Annotated in this window: 14 protein-coding genes and 1 tRNA gene; 6 read left to right on the forward strand and 9 right to left on the reverse strand. The window is 70.5% G+C overall.

The annotated features are described in order from the left end of the window. Positions 1-1,161: a M20 family metallopeptidase gene (locus NGM10_RS11520; RefSeq protein WP_253478887.1), complete on the forward strand. Its 1,161-nt coding sequence runs from the start codon at positions 1-3 to the stop codon at positions 1,159-1,161. Positions 1,162-1,242: 81 nt separating this feature from the next. Further along, the gene (locus tag NGM10_RS11525) at positions 1,243-1,896 is read left to right on the forward strand and encodes a hypothetical protein (protein WP_253478889.1); all 654 of its coding nucleotides are present in this window, start codon (positions 1,243-1,245) and stop codon (positions 1,894-1,896) included. Positions 1,897-1,921: 25 nt separating this feature from the next. Here NGM10_RS11525 and NGM10_RS11530 read toward each other — a convergent pair whose 3' ends face one another. Further along, a complete protein-coding gene (locus NGM10_RS11530; protein ID WP_253478891.1) occupies positions 1,922-2,641 on the reverse strand; it encodes a profilin-fold protein in 720 nt (239 codons plus the stop codon). A 185-nt stretch (positions 2,642-2,826) separates the two neighbouring features. Here NGM10_RS11530 and NGM10_RS11535 point away from each other — a divergent pair, with 185 nt between their 5' ends. Beyond that, positions 2,827-4,131, forward strand: a complete 1,305-nt coding sequence (locus tag NGM10_RS11535; protein ID WP_253478893.1) for a glycosyltransferase family 2 protein — start codon at positions 2,827-2,829, stop codon at positions 4,129-4,131. A gap of 10 nt (positions 4,132-4,141) precedes the next feature. On the opposite strand, the gene NGM10_RS11540 is transcribed toward NGM10_RS11535, so the two are convergent. The 4 genes from NGM10_RS11540 to trmY form a co-directional block, all read right to left on the reverse strand. After that, a complete protein-coding gene (locus NGM10_RS11540; protein WP_253478895.1) occupies positions 4,142-5,443 on the reverse strand; it encodes an arylsulfotransferase family protein in 1,302 nt (433 codons plus the stop codon). A gap of 264 nt (positions 5,444-5,707) precedes the next feature. Continuing rightward, a tRNA-Pro gene (locus NGM10_RS11545) sits at positions 5,708-5,780 on the reverse strand. A gap of 27 nt (positions 5,781-5,807) precedes the next feature. After that, a complete protein-coding gene (locus NGM10_RS11550) occupies positions 5,808-6,275 on the reverse strand; it encodes a TIGR00725 family protein (protein ID WP_253478897.1) in 468 nt (155 codons plus the stop codon). A 375-nt stretch (positions 6,276-6,650) separates the two neighbouring features. Next, on the reverse strand, positions 6,651-7,247 hold the full coding sequence (gene trmY, locus NGM10_RS11555) for a tRNA (pseudouridine(54)-N(1))-methyltransferase TrmY (RefSeq protein WP_253478899.1): 597 nt from the start codon (positions 7,245-7,247) through the stop codon (positions 6,651-6,653). Between the two features lie 385 nt (positions 7,248-7,632). Here trmY and NGM10_RS11560 point away from each other — a divergent pair, with 385 nt between their 5' ends. Further along, a complete protein-coding gene (locus tag NGM10_RS11560) occupies positions 7,633-8,796 on the forward strand; it encodes a tubulin/FtsZ family protein (protein ID WP_253478901.1) in 1,164 nt (387 codons plus the stop codon). Between the two features lie 41 nt (positions 8,797-8,837). Here NGM10_RS11560 and NGM10_RS11565 read toward each other — a convergent pair whose 3' ends face one another. Both NGM10_RS11565 and NGM10_RS11570 read right to left on the reverse strand, forming a co-directional pair. Continuing rightward, positions 8,838-9,002: an HVO_A0556 family zinc finger protein gene (locus NGM10_RS11565; protein ID WP_253478903.1), complete on the reverse strand. Its 165-nt coding sequence runs from the start codon at positions 9,000-9,002 to the stop codon at positions 8,838-8,840. Between the two features lie 118 nt (positions 9,003-9,120). Beyond that, positions 9,121-10,329: an MFS transporter gene (locus NGM10_RS11570; RefSeq protein ID WP_253478905.1), complete on the reverse strand. Its 1,209-nt coding sequence runs from the start codon at positions 10,327-10,329 to the stop codon at positions 9,121-9,123. A gap of 109 nt (positions 10,330-10,438) precedes the next feature. Here NGM10_RS11570 and NGM10_RS11575 point away from each other — a divergent pair, with 109 nt between their 5' ends. Continuing rightward, positions 10,439-11,659, forward strand: coding sequence for a C45 family autoproteolytic acyltransferase/hydrolase (locus NGM10_RS11575; RefSeq protein ID WP_253478907.1), 1,221 nt, complete (start codon positions 10,439-10,441; stop codon positions 11,657-11,659). 9 nt (positions 11,660-11,668) lie between these two features. On the opposite strand, the gene NGM10_RS11580 is transcribed toward NGM10_RS11575, so the two are convergent. Both NGM10_RS11580 and NGM10_RS11585 read right to left on the reverse strand, forming a co-directional pair. Continuing rightward, positions 11,669-12,814, reverse strand: coding sequence for a site-2 protease family protein (locus NGM10_RS11580; protein ID WP_253478909.1), 1,146 nt, complete (start codon positions 12,812-12,814; stop codon positions 11,669-11,671). Positions 12,815-12,972: 158 nt separating this feature from the next. Next, complete coding sequence (locus NGM10_RS11585) at positions 12,973-13,890, reverse strand: acetamidase/formamidase family protein (protein ID WP_253478911.1); 918 nt, start codon at positions 13,888-13,890, stop codon at positions 12,973-12,975. Positions 13,891-13,987: 97 nt separating this feature from the next. Between NGM10_RS11585 and NGM10_RS11590 the strand changes: the two genes are divergently transcribed. Continuing rightward, positions 13,988-15,406 carry an amidohydrolase gene (locus tag NGM10_RS11590; protein ID WP_253478913.1) on the forward strand — a complete coding sequence of 473 codons (1,419 nt, stop codon included), beginning with the start codon at positions 13,988-13,990 and terminating at the stop codon, positions 15,404-15,406. Positions 15,407-15,451: the final 45 nt, after the last annotated feature.

Raw genomic sequence — 15,451 nt, forward strand, 5'->3', positions numbered from 1 at the left:
ATGGCGAGCGAACTGGCCGAACTCGCGGCCGACCTCGTCCGCATCGAGACCGAGAACCCGCCGGGCGACGAGGCCCCCTGCGCGGAGTTCGTGGCCGAGTGGTTCGACGAGTGCGGCGTCGACGCCGCGCTCGTCGAGGAACCGGACCCCGAGCGCCCGCAGGCGGTCGCGACGGTCGGGGACCCCGAGGGCGAGGGCCCGACGCTCGTCCTCAACGGCCACACCGACGTTGTGCCCGCGGGCGACCGCGAGGCGTGGAGTCACGACCCCTACGCCGGTGAAATCACCGACGGCCGTCTCTACGGCCGGGGCGCGGTCGACATGAAGACCGGCCTCGCACTCGCGATGCTCGCGGCGCGGGACCTCGCGCCCGACATCGAGTCGGGCGACCTCGACGGCGCGCTCCGGGTCCACGCCGCGATGGGCGAGGAGACCGGCGACCCCGGCACCCGCGCGCTCCTCGACGCGGGCTACGGCGGCGACGTCGCGGTCGTCCTCGAACCCACCGACTTCCGGGTCGCCACCCGGGCGAAGGGGGTCGCCACCTACCGGGTCGGCGTCTCGGGCGCGGCCTCCCACGCCAGCCACCCCGACGAGGGGACGAACGCGCTCGATTCGGCCCGGCCCGTGCTCGACGCCATCGACGCCTACGACGCCCGGCTCCGCGAGCGCGAGGACGACCTCTGCGGCCGGGCGTACGCCACCGTCACCGAGTTCGAGGCGGGCACCGACTCGAACATGGCCGTCATCCCCGAGCGCGCGGAGTTCCTGCTCGACCGGCGCATCCTCCCCGACGAGGAGTTCGGGGCGGTCGAGGACGAACTCGACGACCTGTTCGCGAGCGTCGAGCGCGAGGCGGGCGTCGAGACCCACCGCGAACTGGTCCAGCACTACGCCTCCGCGGGGATTCCCGACGACGCGCCGGTCGCCCGGCGATTCAGGGCGCTGTCGGCCGAGCTGGCCGACGCCCCCGACGAGCCGTGGGGGATGGAGGCCGCGACCGACGCCCGGGAGTTCGTGAAAGACGGTACCGACGCCATCATCTGGGGGCCGGGGAACCTCTCGCAGGCCCACGCCGCCGACGAGTACGTCGAACTCGACGACGCCGCGCTCGGTCTGGAGATTCTCGAACGGGCGGCGCGCGAACTGCTGTCGGCGTAGCGGGCCGGGTCGGGCGACGCTCGGCTCGACCTTCGTCGGGGAACCGCAACCGTAATTGTCGCCCCGCGAACCGTCACCAGTATGCTGACGGAACTCGCCCGAGCGTACTCGGCGGTGTTCGCGCCCGAGCTGTTCGTCCTCGTCTGCACGCTCGCGCTCGCCGCCTACGAGCTGCGCGCCGGGTCGGCCGCGACGCGGCCGACCCGGCGCGAATCCGAGACGACCCGGCGCGAATCCGGGTCTCGCATCGCCTCGCTGGTCGCTCGCGTCGGCCCGCGCCTGCTCACCGTGGTCGTCGGGTGGGCGGTCGCGTTCGCCATCTACCAGTCGACCGACCTCCTGTTCGACCCCGTCCCGGCGTGGGGGTCGGACCTCACCGGGAGCCTCGGGGTCGGAATCGGCATGCTCCTCATCGGCGTCGCGTGGTGGGCCCGCGGGTGGGGGACTCACGTCCCGCGGTTCGCCGCGGTGCTGTTCGCGGTCACGGTCGTCCACGCCGCGGTGACGCCGTTCTGGGACGCGTCGAGCCACGTCGCGTACACCGCGGCTCCGGCGGGCTACCTCGCGGTGGCCGACCGGCGGTTCGCGCCCGTGCTGGCGGTGCCGGTCGGCATGGTCGCGGCCCGACCGCTCGCTGGCGCGCACACATGGCTCGAATCGGTCGGGGGGTTCGCACTCGCGGCCGTCTTCGTCGCCGCGGTGCTCGTCCGGTCGCCCGCGGCTCGCGCGGAGTGACCCGCGCTCCCCGCGGTCGGCGACTTCAGAGCGACACGTCGGAGAGGTCGGCGTCCAGCTCCGCGACGTGGTCGTTGAACGCCTCGACGAACTCCCCCACGTCCTCCGCGAGCTTGCGAACGTCGCGCGCTGAGGGATGTTCGTACTGCGAGAGGAGGTAGACGCCGCCCTCGCCGCCGACCCGGAGGTACGACGCGCCGTCGCGGTTCCACTTGAGCTCCCACCGGGTGCCCGACACCCTGGTCGAGAAGGTGCCGTACTCCTCGCCCTCGTATCGGGAGAGTTCGAGCGCCATCCTGTCTGCGGCGTCGCGCACGCGGTCGAGGATGCGGTCGCGCTCGGCCACCACCGACTCGGTCGAGGCCACCTCGGGGAAGTCGGCCGACACGTCGTCGAGGACGCCCTCCAGCGACGCGACGTACTCGTTGTACGACTCGACGAACGCGGCGTAGTCGTCCATCGCGGTCGCGAGGTCCTCTGGGTCGGGCGGGTGCTTTGTCGAGACGACGTACGTCTCCGCCGACCCGCCGTCGAACCGGAGGTACTGGAGCGCCCCGGCCTCGTACTTGAGCGTCCACTCGCCCGCGTCGGTCGCGAACGTCCGCGACCCGTAGTCGCCGCCCTGCAGGAGCGCGAGTTCGCGGGCCATCTCTCCGGCGTGGTCGGCGACTTCGGCGACCACCGCGTCGCGGCGCTCGGCGGCGTCGTCGGTCGACGCGACCGGCTTCTCGGTCGGCTCGGTCATCGTCGGTTCGAGGGACGCTGGGGGTATAAGCGCCGCGTCTCGCCCGGCCGAGCGAGTGCCGGACGGGAAACGCGACGGGGCCGGGGAAACGTCTGTGGACCGATAGATTTTACGGCGGCGCGTTAGAAGCGCCGCGTGAGCGCCCGCGCGACGCCACTCGGCACATCCGCGACCTCCCCACACCCATGACTGGCTCACCCAGACGGCTCCTCGACAGATTCGCGTTCGTCGGGCTGTTCGGCGCGGTGATCGCCTACGGACTCGTCCGAAGCCTCGACGTGCTCACGTTCCGACTCGACCTCGTGGTGGTTGTCCTCGTCGTCGTCGTCCTCCAGGCCGTGCTCTCGCAGGTCGTGTTCTCGGGGTTCATCTCGGTCTCGTCGGCGCTGTTGGCCGGGAAGGTGCTGTGGTCCTCGCGGGGCGGCCCGCCGACGCCCACCGACGAACCGGTCGACGCAATCGTCCCGGTCTACCGGGACGCCAACGTCCTCGACGTGAGCGTCGGCCACCTGCTCGACTCGACCCAGCCCGTTCGCGTGACCGTGGTGGTCGAGCCCGACGACGCCCCGAGCCTGCGCCGCGCCCGCGAACTCGCGGCCGCCCACGGGGCGGTCGAGTGTCTGGTCAACACCCGCTCCCCCGGTTCGAAGGCTGGCGCGGTGAACTACGCCGCCGAGGTCACCGATTCGGAGTACCTCGCGGTGTTCGACGCCGACGAGGCGGTCGACCCCGACTTCCTCGCGGGGGCGGTCGCCGAGCTCGGCGAGTACGACGTGGTTCAGGGCCGGACGGTGCCCCGTGCGACGGGCCTCGTCGAGTCGCTGGCGTACTACGAGTCGGTCCTGCTGAGCTACGCGGGACGGCGGCTGTTGAGCCTGTTCACGGGGTTCCAGATGGCCGCGAGTCGGGCGGTCGTCATGCGCCGGTCGGCGTTCGAGCGCGTCGGCGGGTACGACACCGGGGCGCTGACCGAGGACTATCGATTCGCCCACCAGTGCTACCGCAACCGACTCGCGGTCCGGGAGCTACTCGCGCACCCCTCGCGCATCGAGGCCGCCCACACCCTCCGGGACTGGTGGGGCCAGCGAAAGCGCTGGATGACGGGCTACGCCCAGGTGCTCCGGCTCCAGACCCGCGCGGCGGTCCCGCCGCGGGACCGCCGCGACCTCTTCAGCGTCGCCATCTGCGCGGGGTCGGTCGTGGGAAGCCTGCTGCTGGTCTCCGTGCTGGTGAAGTTCACGGTGTTCGCGCTCGCGGTCGACGCACCGTTCTCGGCGCTGCCGGTCGTCGCGGTCGTGGCGTCGGCCGGGACGCTCCGAGTCGCCGACCGCCTGACCGGCGCGGTCGAGCGGGTGGGGTGGGTGTGGGTGCTCGCGCCGCTGGTGTTCCCGCTGTACGGGCTCGCGGCGACGAAGGCGCTGGTCGAGTACGCGTTCAGCTGGAGCGGCGAGTGGTACCACGCCGAGAAGCGGGCCGACGAGGGGGTCTGAGGGCTCTGCCCTACGCCCGCCACCGGAGGTAGCCGCCACCGCCGACCAGCCCGAGCGAGACCAGACTCAGCCCGAGCTGGACGCCGGTGAACCAGTAGGGGAGCGCCGGAACCGCGCCCCTGAGCAGGCTCACCGCGGGGTCGAGGACCGGAATCCGGTCGGCGTCGGCGGTGTTGACGGTGCCGTATCGCTCGCCGGTCGGGCGTTCGCCCTCGGGGAGGCGGTCGGCCTCGTAGGGAATCTGGTCGGTGGTGGCGCTCCAGACGACCGTCCCGTTCCGGTCGACCTCGACGACGCGCTTGTTGAGGGTGTCGGTGACCAGCGTGTTGCCGTTGTCGAGTCGGTCGGCGTCGCGGGGCCAGTCGAGCGCGATTCCGCCCACGGTGTCGAGTTCCCACGCGACTTCCCACTCGTCGGTCGACTCGTTCAGGTGGAGTTCGACGATGCGGTTGTTGTCGCTGTCGGCGACCAGCACTGCGCCCTCGCCGAGCCACTGGGGATTGTGCTGGTGGTCGAGCACCTCGGGGTCGCCACACCGCACGTCGCCGTCGCCGTCGGTGTCTCGGAGCTGATTGTTCCGGGTACACGAGTCGTCGTCGCCGCCGTCGTCCTCGTTGATGACCTCGACGACGCCCTCGCCGCGCTCGACCACGAGTATCTGGTTGGCGTTGCGCACCGACACGAGGTATCGCCCGTCGCCGACGACGTCCACGTCGTTGAAGTGGAGCCAGTCGGTCCTCGTGGGGTCGTCGGGCGCGTCGTAGAACTCCTCGCCGCGCCACTCCCAGACGACCTCGCCGTCCTCGACGACCGCGAGTCGCTCGTGCTCCATGTCGGTGACGAGGTACTCGCCGTCGCCCAGTCGCTCGACGTCGTGGAGTTCGCTGTTCGTCGGGGTCCGGACCGGGAACGAGTACTCCGAGACGATCTCGGGGTCGGGGTCCGACTCCGAACCGGGGTCAATGACACGGAAGCCGGTGTGGGTGCAGGGCGAGTCGTAGGGCCCACAGTCGTCGTATCCGGCCTGCATGAACCCGGCCGTCACGCTGCCGTTGTCGAGCATCGTCACGTCGAAGTAGCTGTCGGTGCCGCCCGACTCCCACGCGAGGTCGGTCCCCTCGAACAGCGCGACGCTCCCGTGGTCGTGCCACCCCGGACCGCCGCCCTGTATTCCGACGAGGGTTCGGAGCGTCTCGTCTTCGCCGGTATCGACGCTCCGGTCGGGGGTGACGAGCGCGCTGACCGCGAGCGTCGAGGCGAGGAGGACGACGCCGAGAACGACGAGGACCGTACTGCGCGTCCGTGTGTCCATCTACCGAGCTATGCTCAGCGCCCTCGTGAAAAACCTTCGAAGTCGCTGGTCGGAGGTCGAATCCGGGCGCTCCGCTCGGCGTTCGTTGAGTGCGGGAAGAAGTGGGCCGGCGCAGATGTCGAACTCGCCGAGACGGTCCGGGCGTGTGGCGCTTCGCGCCATTCCGGGCGTGCGACTCGTCTGCTCGAATCTGCTCGGCGTCACGATTCCCGCACTCGGAACGCCTCGCTGTCGCTCGGCGTTCGTTGAGTGCGGGAAAGGTAGTGGGCCGGCGCAGATTCGAACTGCGGTTACGGCCACCCGAAGGCCGAAGGATACCAAGCTACCCCACCGGCCCGCAGGTCGAACAAGGCGTGGGCCGCCTTTAACGCTTCCGAAATTCTGCGCCGTCTCCGACCGCGGATTCGACGTACGCGACCGCCTCTCGGGGCGTCTCGACGGCCTCGACGCCCGGCGCGTCGTGGGTCTCCAGCCCGGCGACCGGGCGGTCGAACACGCCCGCGAATCCGAGTTCCGAGAGGGTGCCCGGCCCGCCGTCGATTGCGATGGCGGCGTCGCCGTTCATCACGACCAGTCCGTTCCGGGCGTGGCCCAGTCCGGTGGCGATGGGGATGTCAACGTGGGGGTTGGCGGCCCGGCGGTCCTCGCCCGGGAGGATGCCGACGGTCCGGCCGCCAGCCTCGCTCGCGCCGCGGCAGGCGGCCTCCATGACGCCGCCGAGGCCGCCACAGACCACCTCGTGGCCGCGCTCGCCGAGCAGTCTGCCGACCTCCTCGGCGAGTTCTGCCTCGCTCTCGGTGACGGTCCCGCCGCCGATGACGCTGACTCGCATGTGCGTGACTGTTCGGTGGTTCCTGTTGAGTGTGTCGTTCGGTCGCGTGATTCGGTCGGCCTCCGGACGAACGGAGTCGGTGTCGCCGTCGTTCGAGACGACCGAGGTGCGAGACGACCGAGGTGCGAGACGACCGAGGTGCGAGACGACCGAGGTGCGAGACGACCGCGGTGCGAGACGGCAAAGGTGCGACGTGTCGCTAGCTACTCCCGGTACCTATGAGACCGCACCGCACAGCACCGCGACCGCACCGCGACCGCGACCGCACCGCGCCCCGTGCCTCCCCGCGTGCGCTCGCGGCCTCCGCGAGGCCGCGAGCGCGGCGCGTCCCGTGGTCGGTGAAAATTCACGGAATCCGTGGTCTGCGTCGGACGCTCAGTACTCGGTGAACCCCTCGGTGTCCAGATAGTTGTGGGCCACCGTGATGGCGTGGTCGGCGTGGAGGAGTTCCGGCCCGAGTCGGACGCGCTCGTCGGCGGCGTCGGCGAGCAGGGCCGCCTCGTCGTCCCCGAAATCGTGGTGGTCCGAGAGGACGAACACGGGGTCCTCGGGCGGTTCCACGTCCACGACCGGGTCGCCGTCCTCGTGGAGCTGGACCACGGTCCCGTCGCGGGCGGCGTCTTCGAGGACGGGCTCGAACCCGCGCTTCGAGAGGTGGACGCCCGGCGAGCTCTCGACCGCCATGTGACCGATGGCCTCGCCCTTCTGGTCGAGCGCCTTGCGGACCAGCGCCGCGGTACTGCGCTCGTCGGGGTTGAGGTGCCGGAGGTCGGCCCCCTCGAAGCGAACCGTCACCTCGTCCCGCAGGACGAGGTGGACCCGCACGTCCTCGCGGATGTCGTGCGAGAGGAAAAAGGCGGAGTTGACGCAGCGACACAGCACGTCGAGTCGGCCCGCACCGCCCGCGAGGTCGTCGAGCGAGAAGTCGGGGGTCGTCGGCGCGTCGTGCCCGAGGACGATGAACTGTCGCATGGGTCGGAGTAGTCGGGCGGGGATAATACGCGCGTCGAAGGCGGTCGGGGTCGAACGACATCCAATTCCGCCGCGAATCGGTCCGTTTCAGACGGTGCTTACGGCGTCGAGTGTCCCTGGAATCGCAGAGATGAAGCGCGGATATCCGATTGTGCGAGGTGGAAGGTGGGACCGATTCTCGTCGGCGATAAAGACCGCCTGAAGCACGCGAGCGGAGCGTGTCCCCGACGGCGACCCTCGTGTGGCCCGCCCTGAACCCCGATGTGCCGCCGCATAACAATGTGCGTGTCGGCCGACGGTTGGCGATACGAGCCGATAACGCGACGCTAACCCTCCCGATGACCGGGGTAGCGTGGGATTATCGGCGTTACGGAGGCACCAAAATATGAAGCTCGCAATGATCGGCTTCGGGCAGGCAGGCGGCAAGATAGTGGACAAGTTCGTCGAGTACGACCGACGCACCGGGAGCGAGGTCGTCCGGTCGGCGGTCGCGGTCAACACCGCGAAGGCCGACCTCGCGGGGCTCGAAAACGTCCCCGAGCGAAACCGCGTCCTCATCGGGCAGGCCCGGGTGAAGGGCCACGGCGTGGGCGCAGACAACGAACTCGGCGCGGAGATCGCCGAGGAGGACATCGACGAGGTGCAGGGCGCGATAGACGAGGTCCCGGTCCACGAGATCGACGCGTTCCTCGTGGTCGCGGGGCTGGGCGGCGGCACCGGTTCGGGCGGTGCGCCCGTCCTCGCCAGCCACCTCACGCGCCTCTACACCGAGCCCGTCTACGGTCTCGGCGTCCTGCCAGCGCAGGACGAAGGGGGAATTTACACGCTCAACGCCGCCCGCTCGTTCAAGACGTTCGTCGACGAGGTCGACAACTTGCTGGTGTTCGACAACGACGCGTGGCGCGAGACCGGCGAGTCGGTCCGGGGCGGCTACGACCGCATCAACGAGGAGATCGTCCGGCGGTTCGGCGTCCTCTTCTCGGCGGGCGAGGTCGGCGCGAGCGAGCAGGTCGCCGAAAGCGTGGTCGATTCCAGCGAGATAATCAACACGCTCGCCTGCGGCGGGGTCTCGACCGTCGGCTACGCGACCGAGGAGGTCGACGCTCCGGGCGGCGGTCTCCTCGGGCGGTTCACGGACGCGGAGATAGACGCCACCCAGACCACCAACCGCATCACCAGCCTCGTCCGGAAGGCGGCGCTCGGACGGCTCACCCTGCCCTGCGACATCGAGAGCACCGAGCGCTCGCTCGTGGTCACCAGCGGCCCGCCGAACTACCTCAACCGCAAGGGCATCGAGCGCGGGCGAAAGTGGCTCGAAAACGAGACCCGCTCGATGGAGGTCCGGGGCGGCGACTACCCCATCCGGGGAGCCGACCGCGTCGGCGCGGTGGCCCTGCTTTCGGGCGTGACCGACGTGCCCCGGATCAAGGACCTGCAGGGCGTCGCGGTCGAGACGCAGGACAACATCGAGGACATCCGGGACGAGAGCGAGCGGAACCTCGAACAGTTAGTCCACGACGACGCCGGGGAGCTGGAAGCGCTGTTCTGAGCGCGGCCGCGAGGGGTCCGTCGCCGACCGGGGTCGGGCGCTCACCAGACGCGGGCCGCAGGGGTGTCACACTCCTCGCAGACGACTGCGTCGTCGCCCTTGAACTCCCCGCGCGCCAGCGTCCCCCTCGCACACCAGTTGCAATCGTCGCCGACGAGCGCGGCGAGCAGCGAGTCCGTCCGGGTCCCCCGAGAGGTTCCTTGCATCGTTCGGAACGCTACGACGCCACCGCATAAACGTGTCGGTTCGACGAGAACACGTCGGGTCTCGCTCGGAACCCACGGCGCTTGGCGGGCGCTCCGGACGGAGACCGACACCCGGGGCCTACCGCCGCACGAGGGCGTACGCGGCGACGCCCGAACTCACGACGACCAGTCCCGAGACCAGCAGGAGGACCCGGTAGCCCGCCAGCGACGAGGCGAAGGCGGTCTCGGCGACGAACGTGAACGACACCGGGCCGAGGGTCTGGCCGAGTCGGAGCATGCTGGTCCGCATCCCCATCATCCCCGCGCGGAGCCGACCCGAGACGAGTGTGACGACGGTCGTGTCGACCGAGGGCATCACGATGCCGAAGCCGACGCCGAACGCGAGCAGCGACGCGCCGACGAAGACCGGCGACGGCGCGAGCCAGACGCCGAGCAGGCTCGTCCCGTAGGCGACGAACCCGAGCGCGAGGAGCTCGGGCGCGGTCCGCCACTCCGAGACCCGGCCGTACTGGGAGGAGACGGTCGCGCTCGCGACCGACACCATCGCCAGCACCGGCCCGATCTGCTCGGCCGAGAGGCCGAACTCGTCGCTGAGCAGGAGTGGCAGCGCGGTGAGGACCGCGCCGTAGAACACGAAGAACGCCGCGAAGATGGCGGCGAAGATGGCGAGTGCTTCCGGGAGCAGGACCACGTCGCGGATGCGCCCGACGTACTCCCGGACGCCGGTCGCCTCCCGCGTCTCGGGTTCGTCGAGCGCCACGACCGCGACGAGGCCGACGAGGACGGCGACGCCGAAGAAGACGAACGGGACGTTCCACCGGACTCCGGCGAGCGCCCCGCCGACGAGAGGGTAGACCGCCGCGCCGGTGCCGATCATGCTGCCGTTGAGGCCCATGACCGCGTTCCGGCGACCGCCCTCGTAGAAGTCACCGATGAGCGTGACCGCGAGCGTGACGAGCGCGCTCGCGCCGACCCCCTGGAGGAATCTGAGGGCCAGCACCTCGGCGAAGCTCCCCGCGACCGAGATTCCCGCGCCCGCGAGGCCGAAGACGAACAACAGCGGGACGATGACCCGCCTGCGGCCGACCCGGTCGGCGACGAGGCCGATGAACGGCGTCAGGAAGACGCCGGGCAGGGTGTAGGCGGTGATGACCAGTCCGACCTGCGCGTCCGAGACGCCGAAGACCGCCCGGAGGTCCGGTAGCACGGGGCTGATGAGCGAGACGCCCATCACGCCGATGAGCGAACTCGACAGGATGACGTAGAGCGCGCTCGACCCCCATGGAATCGTCGAGGGGGCGGTGGTCTCGGAGGTGGTGGCGGGCATTCGGAGGGGTCACCTCGGAGATGGGCACCTGGCCACTTATCGCCCCGGTTTCGGGCCTCCGGTTGCCCCCACTCGAACCTTTATCTCCCCGGCCGACCCCATCTCCCCCATGGCCGAGTTCGAGCGCGTGGTATTGACAGGCACGCCTCACGAACGCGGGCGCGAACACGGCGAGCGGTTCGCCGACGCGGTCGCGTCCAACGTCGAACTGTACCGCGAGCGGTTCGCCCACGAGGGGGTGGACGTGGACGGGATTCGGGACCACGCCGCCGACTACGTCGAGGTCATCGAGCGCGACAACCCCGAGTACGCCGCGGAGATGCGCGGGGTCGCAGAAGGGAGCGACGTTCCCCTCGCCGACGTGGCGATGCTCAACGTCCGGTGGGAGGTCATCTACCCCGCGTGGAAGGACCGGGCGGAGAGCGAGGAGCGAGAGAAGGGACGAACGCGAGAGAACGAAGGGGCGCGAGAGAGGGGAGAGACGGGAGAGACGGGAGAGACGGGGAACGAAGAGACCACTCGCGAAGGAGCCCCGCCGTCGACCGGCGGCTCGCCGCCGGTCGACGGCTGCACCAGCTTCGGCGTGCTCCCCTCGGCGACCGCCGACGGCACGACCTACGTCGGACAGAACTGGGACTGGCTCGCGCCCGTGGCCGACAATCTCTTCCTGATGGAGTTGCGCCGCGAGGACGCGCCCGACCTGCTGGCGATGACCGAGGCGGGCATCGTCGGCGGGAAGGTCGGCGTCAACGAGCACGGTATCGGCCTCGCGGTCAACGGTCTCATCTCCGCGGAGGACGGCCGCAACGAGTTCCGCAAGCCCTACCACGTCCGGTTCCGCGAGGTGCTCGACGCCGACCGGTTCGACGACGCGCTCGCCCCGATACTGGAGACCGACCGGGTCTGCTCGGCGAACGTCCTCGTCGGCCACGCCGAGGGGGAGGTCATCGACCTCGAAGCCGCGCCCGGACTCGTCAATCCGGTGTATCCCGAGGAGGGCGTCCTCGCGCACGCCAACCACTTCGAGACCGACGCCGTCGAGAGCCTGAACGAGAAGCGCGGGCCGAGCACGCTCTACCGGGCCGAGCGCCTGCGACGCCTGCTCGCCGAGGACGCCGACGCGGGAGGCGTCGATTCGGCCGCCGTCCGGGCCGCGCTCCGGGACCACTTCGGGAGGCCGTCGAGCATCTGCAGTCACGTCGACGAGTCGCTCCCGGAGGTCGAGTACGGCCAGACCAACGCGAGCATCGTCATCGACCTGCAGGAGCGGAAATTGCTCGGCCAGCGCGGGCCGCCCTGCGAGGGAGAGTACCACGAGTACGCCCTCTGAGGTCGCGGCTCACATCGCGGCCCGAGGCGAGACGAGGCTCCCCGCCTCGCGGCGCACCTGCAACGCGGTCGCCAAATCGGCCGCGGTGATGACGCCGACCGTTTCCCCGCGCTCCTCGACGACCGCGGCGTCGGCCCCCGAGCGGTTCATCAGCGCGATGACCTCGAACAGCGGCAGGTCGCGCTCGACCCGCGGGACCTCCGCGTCGACGACCTGCCCGACCGTGGTCGCCTCCCGGTTTCGCTTCGCCCGGAGGTCGCCCAGCGAGACCACGCCGACGACCGACCCGGCCTCGGTCACGGGGTAGGTCGTCCGGCGCTCGGTCATCATCCGGTCGAGGAGGGCCGATATCGACTCGTCGGCCGCCACGCCCTCGACTCCGGCGGTCATCGCGTCGGCGGCGGTGACGCCGTCGAGCAGGGCGTCGAGCGCGACCAGCCGGGACTCGCTGGTGGCCGCGGCGTAGACGAACAGCGCGAGCAGGAGGAGGAGGGGGCTGAACGACAGGACGCCCAGAATCGCGAACCCCAGCGCGAACAGCGACCCGATGCGCGCGGCGGTCCGGGTCGCGGTCGCGTAGGGCTGTGAGCGCGCGAGCAGCGCCCGGAGGACCCGGCCGCCGTCCATCGGGAACGCCGGGAGGAGATTGAACACCGTGAGGACGACGTTGGTGACGACGAGCCAGCCGAAGACGAACGTCGCGACCGGGACCGACCCTGGCAACGCGAGCACGACGGCGTAACAGGCCGCGGCCGTCACCACGCTCGCGGCGGGTCCGGCGAGCGCGATCCACAGTTCGCGGTTCCACTCGCGGGGCATCGACTGGAGGCTGGCGAGGCCGCCGAGCAACCAGAGCGTGATGGATTCGGTGTGGATGCCGTACCGGCGGGCGGCCCACGCGTGGCCGAGTTCGTGGACCGCTACGCTGGCGAACAGGCCGACCGCCGCGGCCGACCCGACGAGCCACGGCGTGTTCCCGGCCGCGAGCGCGTCGCGGTCGAGGGTCGCTGGCGCGAAGCCGTCGATGATGTCGGCGTAGAACGCGATCTGCTCGCCGCTCCCGATGAGCCACGCCAGCACCGGGAGGAAGACGATGAGCGAGATGTTGATCCGAATCGGGATGCCCCAGACGCTCGCGATGTCGTAGTTCCGCATACCGAGGCATAGAGACGGGGGAGGGTTGTAGTTGGTGGTGCGCGCGACCCGCTCGCCGAGCGAGCGGGTCGCGCTCGGAACGGCCCGGGGAGGTGCCAGAACGCCCCGAAAAGGGACCAGAACGCCCCGAAAGAGATCGGAACGCCCCGAAAGAGGGGCTAGAACGGCTCGGAGAGGTACTCGCTCGGAATCGCGTTGCGCGCGGTCACGAGCGGGTCGACCACCTGACTGACCTCCAGCCCGCCGACGAGGCTGGCGAACATGTAGGCGTCGGTCGCGTCGAAGCCGTGTTCGCGCCCCAGCAGTTCGAGCAGGTCGCGGTGGGCCAGCCGACACGCGTCTTCGAGGGTCTCGGCGCTCGCGACCGTCTTCCACGCGCTCCCGGTGTCGACGAGCGGTCGGTCGAGCGAGACCGCGGGGTCATCGAGGAGTTCGAGGGTCACGTCGATGTCGGTGCCGATCTCCGCGCCGGTCCCGCACATCTCGCCGTCGGCCATCGCGGCCTTCGAGTCGCCCATCGCGAGCATCGCGCCCTCCTGAAAGACGGGGAAGTAGACCGTGGAACCGGTCGTGACGTCGGTCGTGTCGAGGTTCCCGCCGTGGTCGTGGGGGACCAGCGTGGTGTAGGACTCGGATTCGGGCGCGACCCCGATGGTCCCGATGACCGGGTCGATGTCGACGCTCAGCCCTCCGAAGTCGATGGTCTCCCCGTCGCCGTCGCCCTCGACCGGGGTGATGCGGCTCCGGGGTTCCTCGATGTCGTCGGCCTCGCGGAGGAAGCCGAAGCCGGGAATCGTCGTGACTCGCCCGCGGTCCTCGTTGACGCGGACGTCCTCTACGTGGACCGCGAGGACGTCGCCGGGTTCGGCCCCCTCGACCGCGATTGGGCCGGTCGCGCCGTTGACCTCGTCGGGGACCTCGTCGATCACGTCCGACTCCGCCTGTACCGCCCCGCCGAGGCTGTCCACCGTCTCTATCGTGAGCGACTCGCCGCTGGCGGCGGTGTAGGCGGCGTCGAGGTCGGGCGAGAACTCGTAGACGATGCCGTCGTCGGCCGAGACCGTGGTCCGTGACATGGTAGTGGTTGTCACTCGCTCGTCCATAAGTGTGCGGTCCGCGGAAGTTCGAGGGGGCCGAGCCAACGTTGATGGTCCCGCCGCGCCATCCGAGACCATGGCGAAATCGGACGTGTACGAGGCGGTCGAGAGCGAGCGCGAGCGACTCCGGTCGATGGCCCGAGAAATCTGGGAGACGCCCGAGCTGGGCCTCCACGAGGAGGAGTCGGCGCAGGTGCTTATCGACCGACTGGAAGCGGAGGGCTTCGAAATCGAGGTCGGCGTCGGCGGGATGCCCACGGCGTTCGTGGCCTCCTACGGAACCGGCGACCCGACGGTCGGGATTCTGGGCGAGTACGACGCGTTGCCGGACCTCTCCCAGACCGTCTCGGCCGAGCGCGACCCCGTCGAGGAGGGCGCGCCGGGTCACGGCTGCGGGCACAACCTCTTCGGCGTCGCGGGCGTCGGCGCGGCGGTAGGGGTGAAGCGCGCAATCGAGCGCGGCGACCTGACCGGGACCGTCCGGTTCTACGGCTGTCCGGCCGAGGAGACGCTGGTCGGGAAGGTGTTCATGGCCCGCGACGGCGCGTTCGACGACCTCGACGCCGCGGTTACGTGGCACCCCTCGACCAAGAGCACGCCCGACGTGAGCTCGTCGCTCGCGCTCGACTCGGTCCAGTTCACCTTCGAGGGCGTCTCGGCCCACGCCGCGGCCTCTCCCGAGTCGGGGCGGTCGGCGCTCGACGCGGTCGAACTCCTCAACTCGGGCGTCGAGTACATGCGCGAGCACGTCCCCGAGTCGGCCCGCATCCACTACGTCATCACCGAGGGCGGGGACGCCCCGAACGTGGTCCCCGCGGAGGCGACCGTCTGGTACTACGTCCGCGCGCCCGAGCGCGCCGAGGTCGACCGTCTCACCGACTGGGTGACCGACATCGCGGAGGCGGCCGCCGCGATGACCCGGACCGAGGTCGACAGGCGGTACATCACCGGCTGTTGGGACTACCTCGCGAACCCGACCGTGAGCGAGGTCATCTGGGAGACGATGCGCGAGCTCGGTCCCGTGGGGTACGACGACGAGGACCGCGCGTTCGCGGCCGACCTCAAGGAGACCATCCCCGACGAGCAGGTCGAGTCGAGCCTCGAAGACCTCCCCGAGGAACACGCCGAGGCGATGCGCGAGTCAGCGCTCTACGACGAACCGGTCCCGCCACACGCCGAGGGCGAGGTCGGCGGCGGCTCGACCGAGGTCGGCGACGTGAGCTGGATCACCCCGACCGCCCAGTTCCGCGCGGCGACGTGGGCGGTCGGGACCCCCGCCCATACGTGGCAGGCGACCGCGGCGAACGGGGACTTCGGTGAGAAGGGCGCGGTGTACGCCGCGAAGGTGCTCGGGGGAACCGTCCACGACCTGCTCGACGACCCGGACCTCGTCGAGCGCGCGAACGAGGAGTTCGACGAGACGACCGGCGACCGGAGCTACGAGACGCCGCTCCCGCCCGAGGCCGAACCGCCGTTCGACGTGACCGCCGAGTGAGGGGTTCGGGCGGTCTGCGGTGTCGGGCCGACCGGTCGGCCCGAC

Source organism: Halorussus salilacus (genome assembly GCF_024138125.1).
In the GTDB taxonomy this organism is placed as follows: Archaea; Halobacteriota; Halobacteria; order Halobacteriales; family Haladaptataceae; genus Halorussus; species Halorussus salilacus.

What these genes read in the sequence shown, in the direction of transcription:
- NGM10_RS11580 (WP_253478909.1), bottom strand. Translation starts at nt 12,814, where the DNA reads ATGCGGAACTACGACATCGCGAGCGTCTGGGGCATCCCGATTCGGATC.
- NGM10_RS11575 (WP_253478907.1), top strand. Translation starts at nt 10,439, where the DNA reads ATGGCCGAGTTCGAGCGCGTGGTATTGACAGGCACGCCTCACGAACGC.
- NGM10_RS11550 (WP_253478897.1), bottom strand. Translation starts at nt 6,275, where the DNA reads ATGCGAGTCAGCGTCATCGGCGGCGGGACCGTCACCGAGAGCGAGGCA.
- NGM10_RS11540 (WP_253478895.1), bottom strand. Translation starts at nt 5,443, where the DNA reads ATGGACACACGGACGCGCAGTACGGTCCTCGTCGTTCTCGGCGTCGTC.
- NGM10_RS11520 (WP_253478887.1), top strand. Translation starts at nt 1, where the DNA reads ATGGCGAGCGAACTGGCCGAACTCGCGGCCGACCTCGTCCGCATCGAG.
- NGM10_RS11570 (WP_253478905.1), bottom strand. Translation starts at nt 10,329, where the DNA reads ATGCCCGCCACCACCTCCGAGACCACCGCCCCCTCGACGATTCCATGG.
- NGM10_RS11525 (WP_253478889.1), top strand. Translation starts at nt 1,243, where the DNA reads ATGCTGACGGAACTCGCCCGAGCGTACTCGGCGGTGTTCGCGCCCGAG.
- NGM10_RS11535 (WP_253478893.1), top strand. Translation starts at nt 2,827, where the DNA reads ATGACTGGCTCACCCAGACGGCTCCTCGACAGATTCGCGTTCGTCGGG.
- NGM10_RS11530 (WP_253478891.1), bottom strand. Translation starts at nt 2,641, where the DNA reads ATGACCGAGCCGACCGAGAAGCCGGTCGCGTCGACCGACGACGCCGCC.
- NGM10_RS11585 (WP_253478911.1), bottom strand. Translation starts at nt 13,890, where the DNA reads ATGTCACGGACCACGGTCTCGGCCGACGACGGCATCGTCTACGAGTTC.
- NGM10_RS11560 (WP_253478901.1), top strand. Translation starts at nt 7,633, where the DNA reads ATGAAGCTCGCAATGATCGGCTTCGGGCAGGCAGGCGGCAAGATAGTG.
- NGM10_RS11590 (WP_253478913.1), top strand. Translation starts at nt 13,988, where the DNA reads ATGGCGAAATCGGACGTGTACGAGGCGGTCGAGAGCGAGCGCGAGCGA.
- trmY (WP_253478899.1), bottom strand. Translation starts at nt 7,247, where the DNA reads ATGCGACAGTTCATCGTCCTCGGGCACGACGCGCCGACGACCCCCGAC.
- NGM10_RS11565 (WP_253478903.1), bottom strand. Translation starts at nt 9,002, where the DNA reads ATGCAAGGAACCTCTCGGGGGACCCGGACGGACTCGCTGCTCGCCGCG.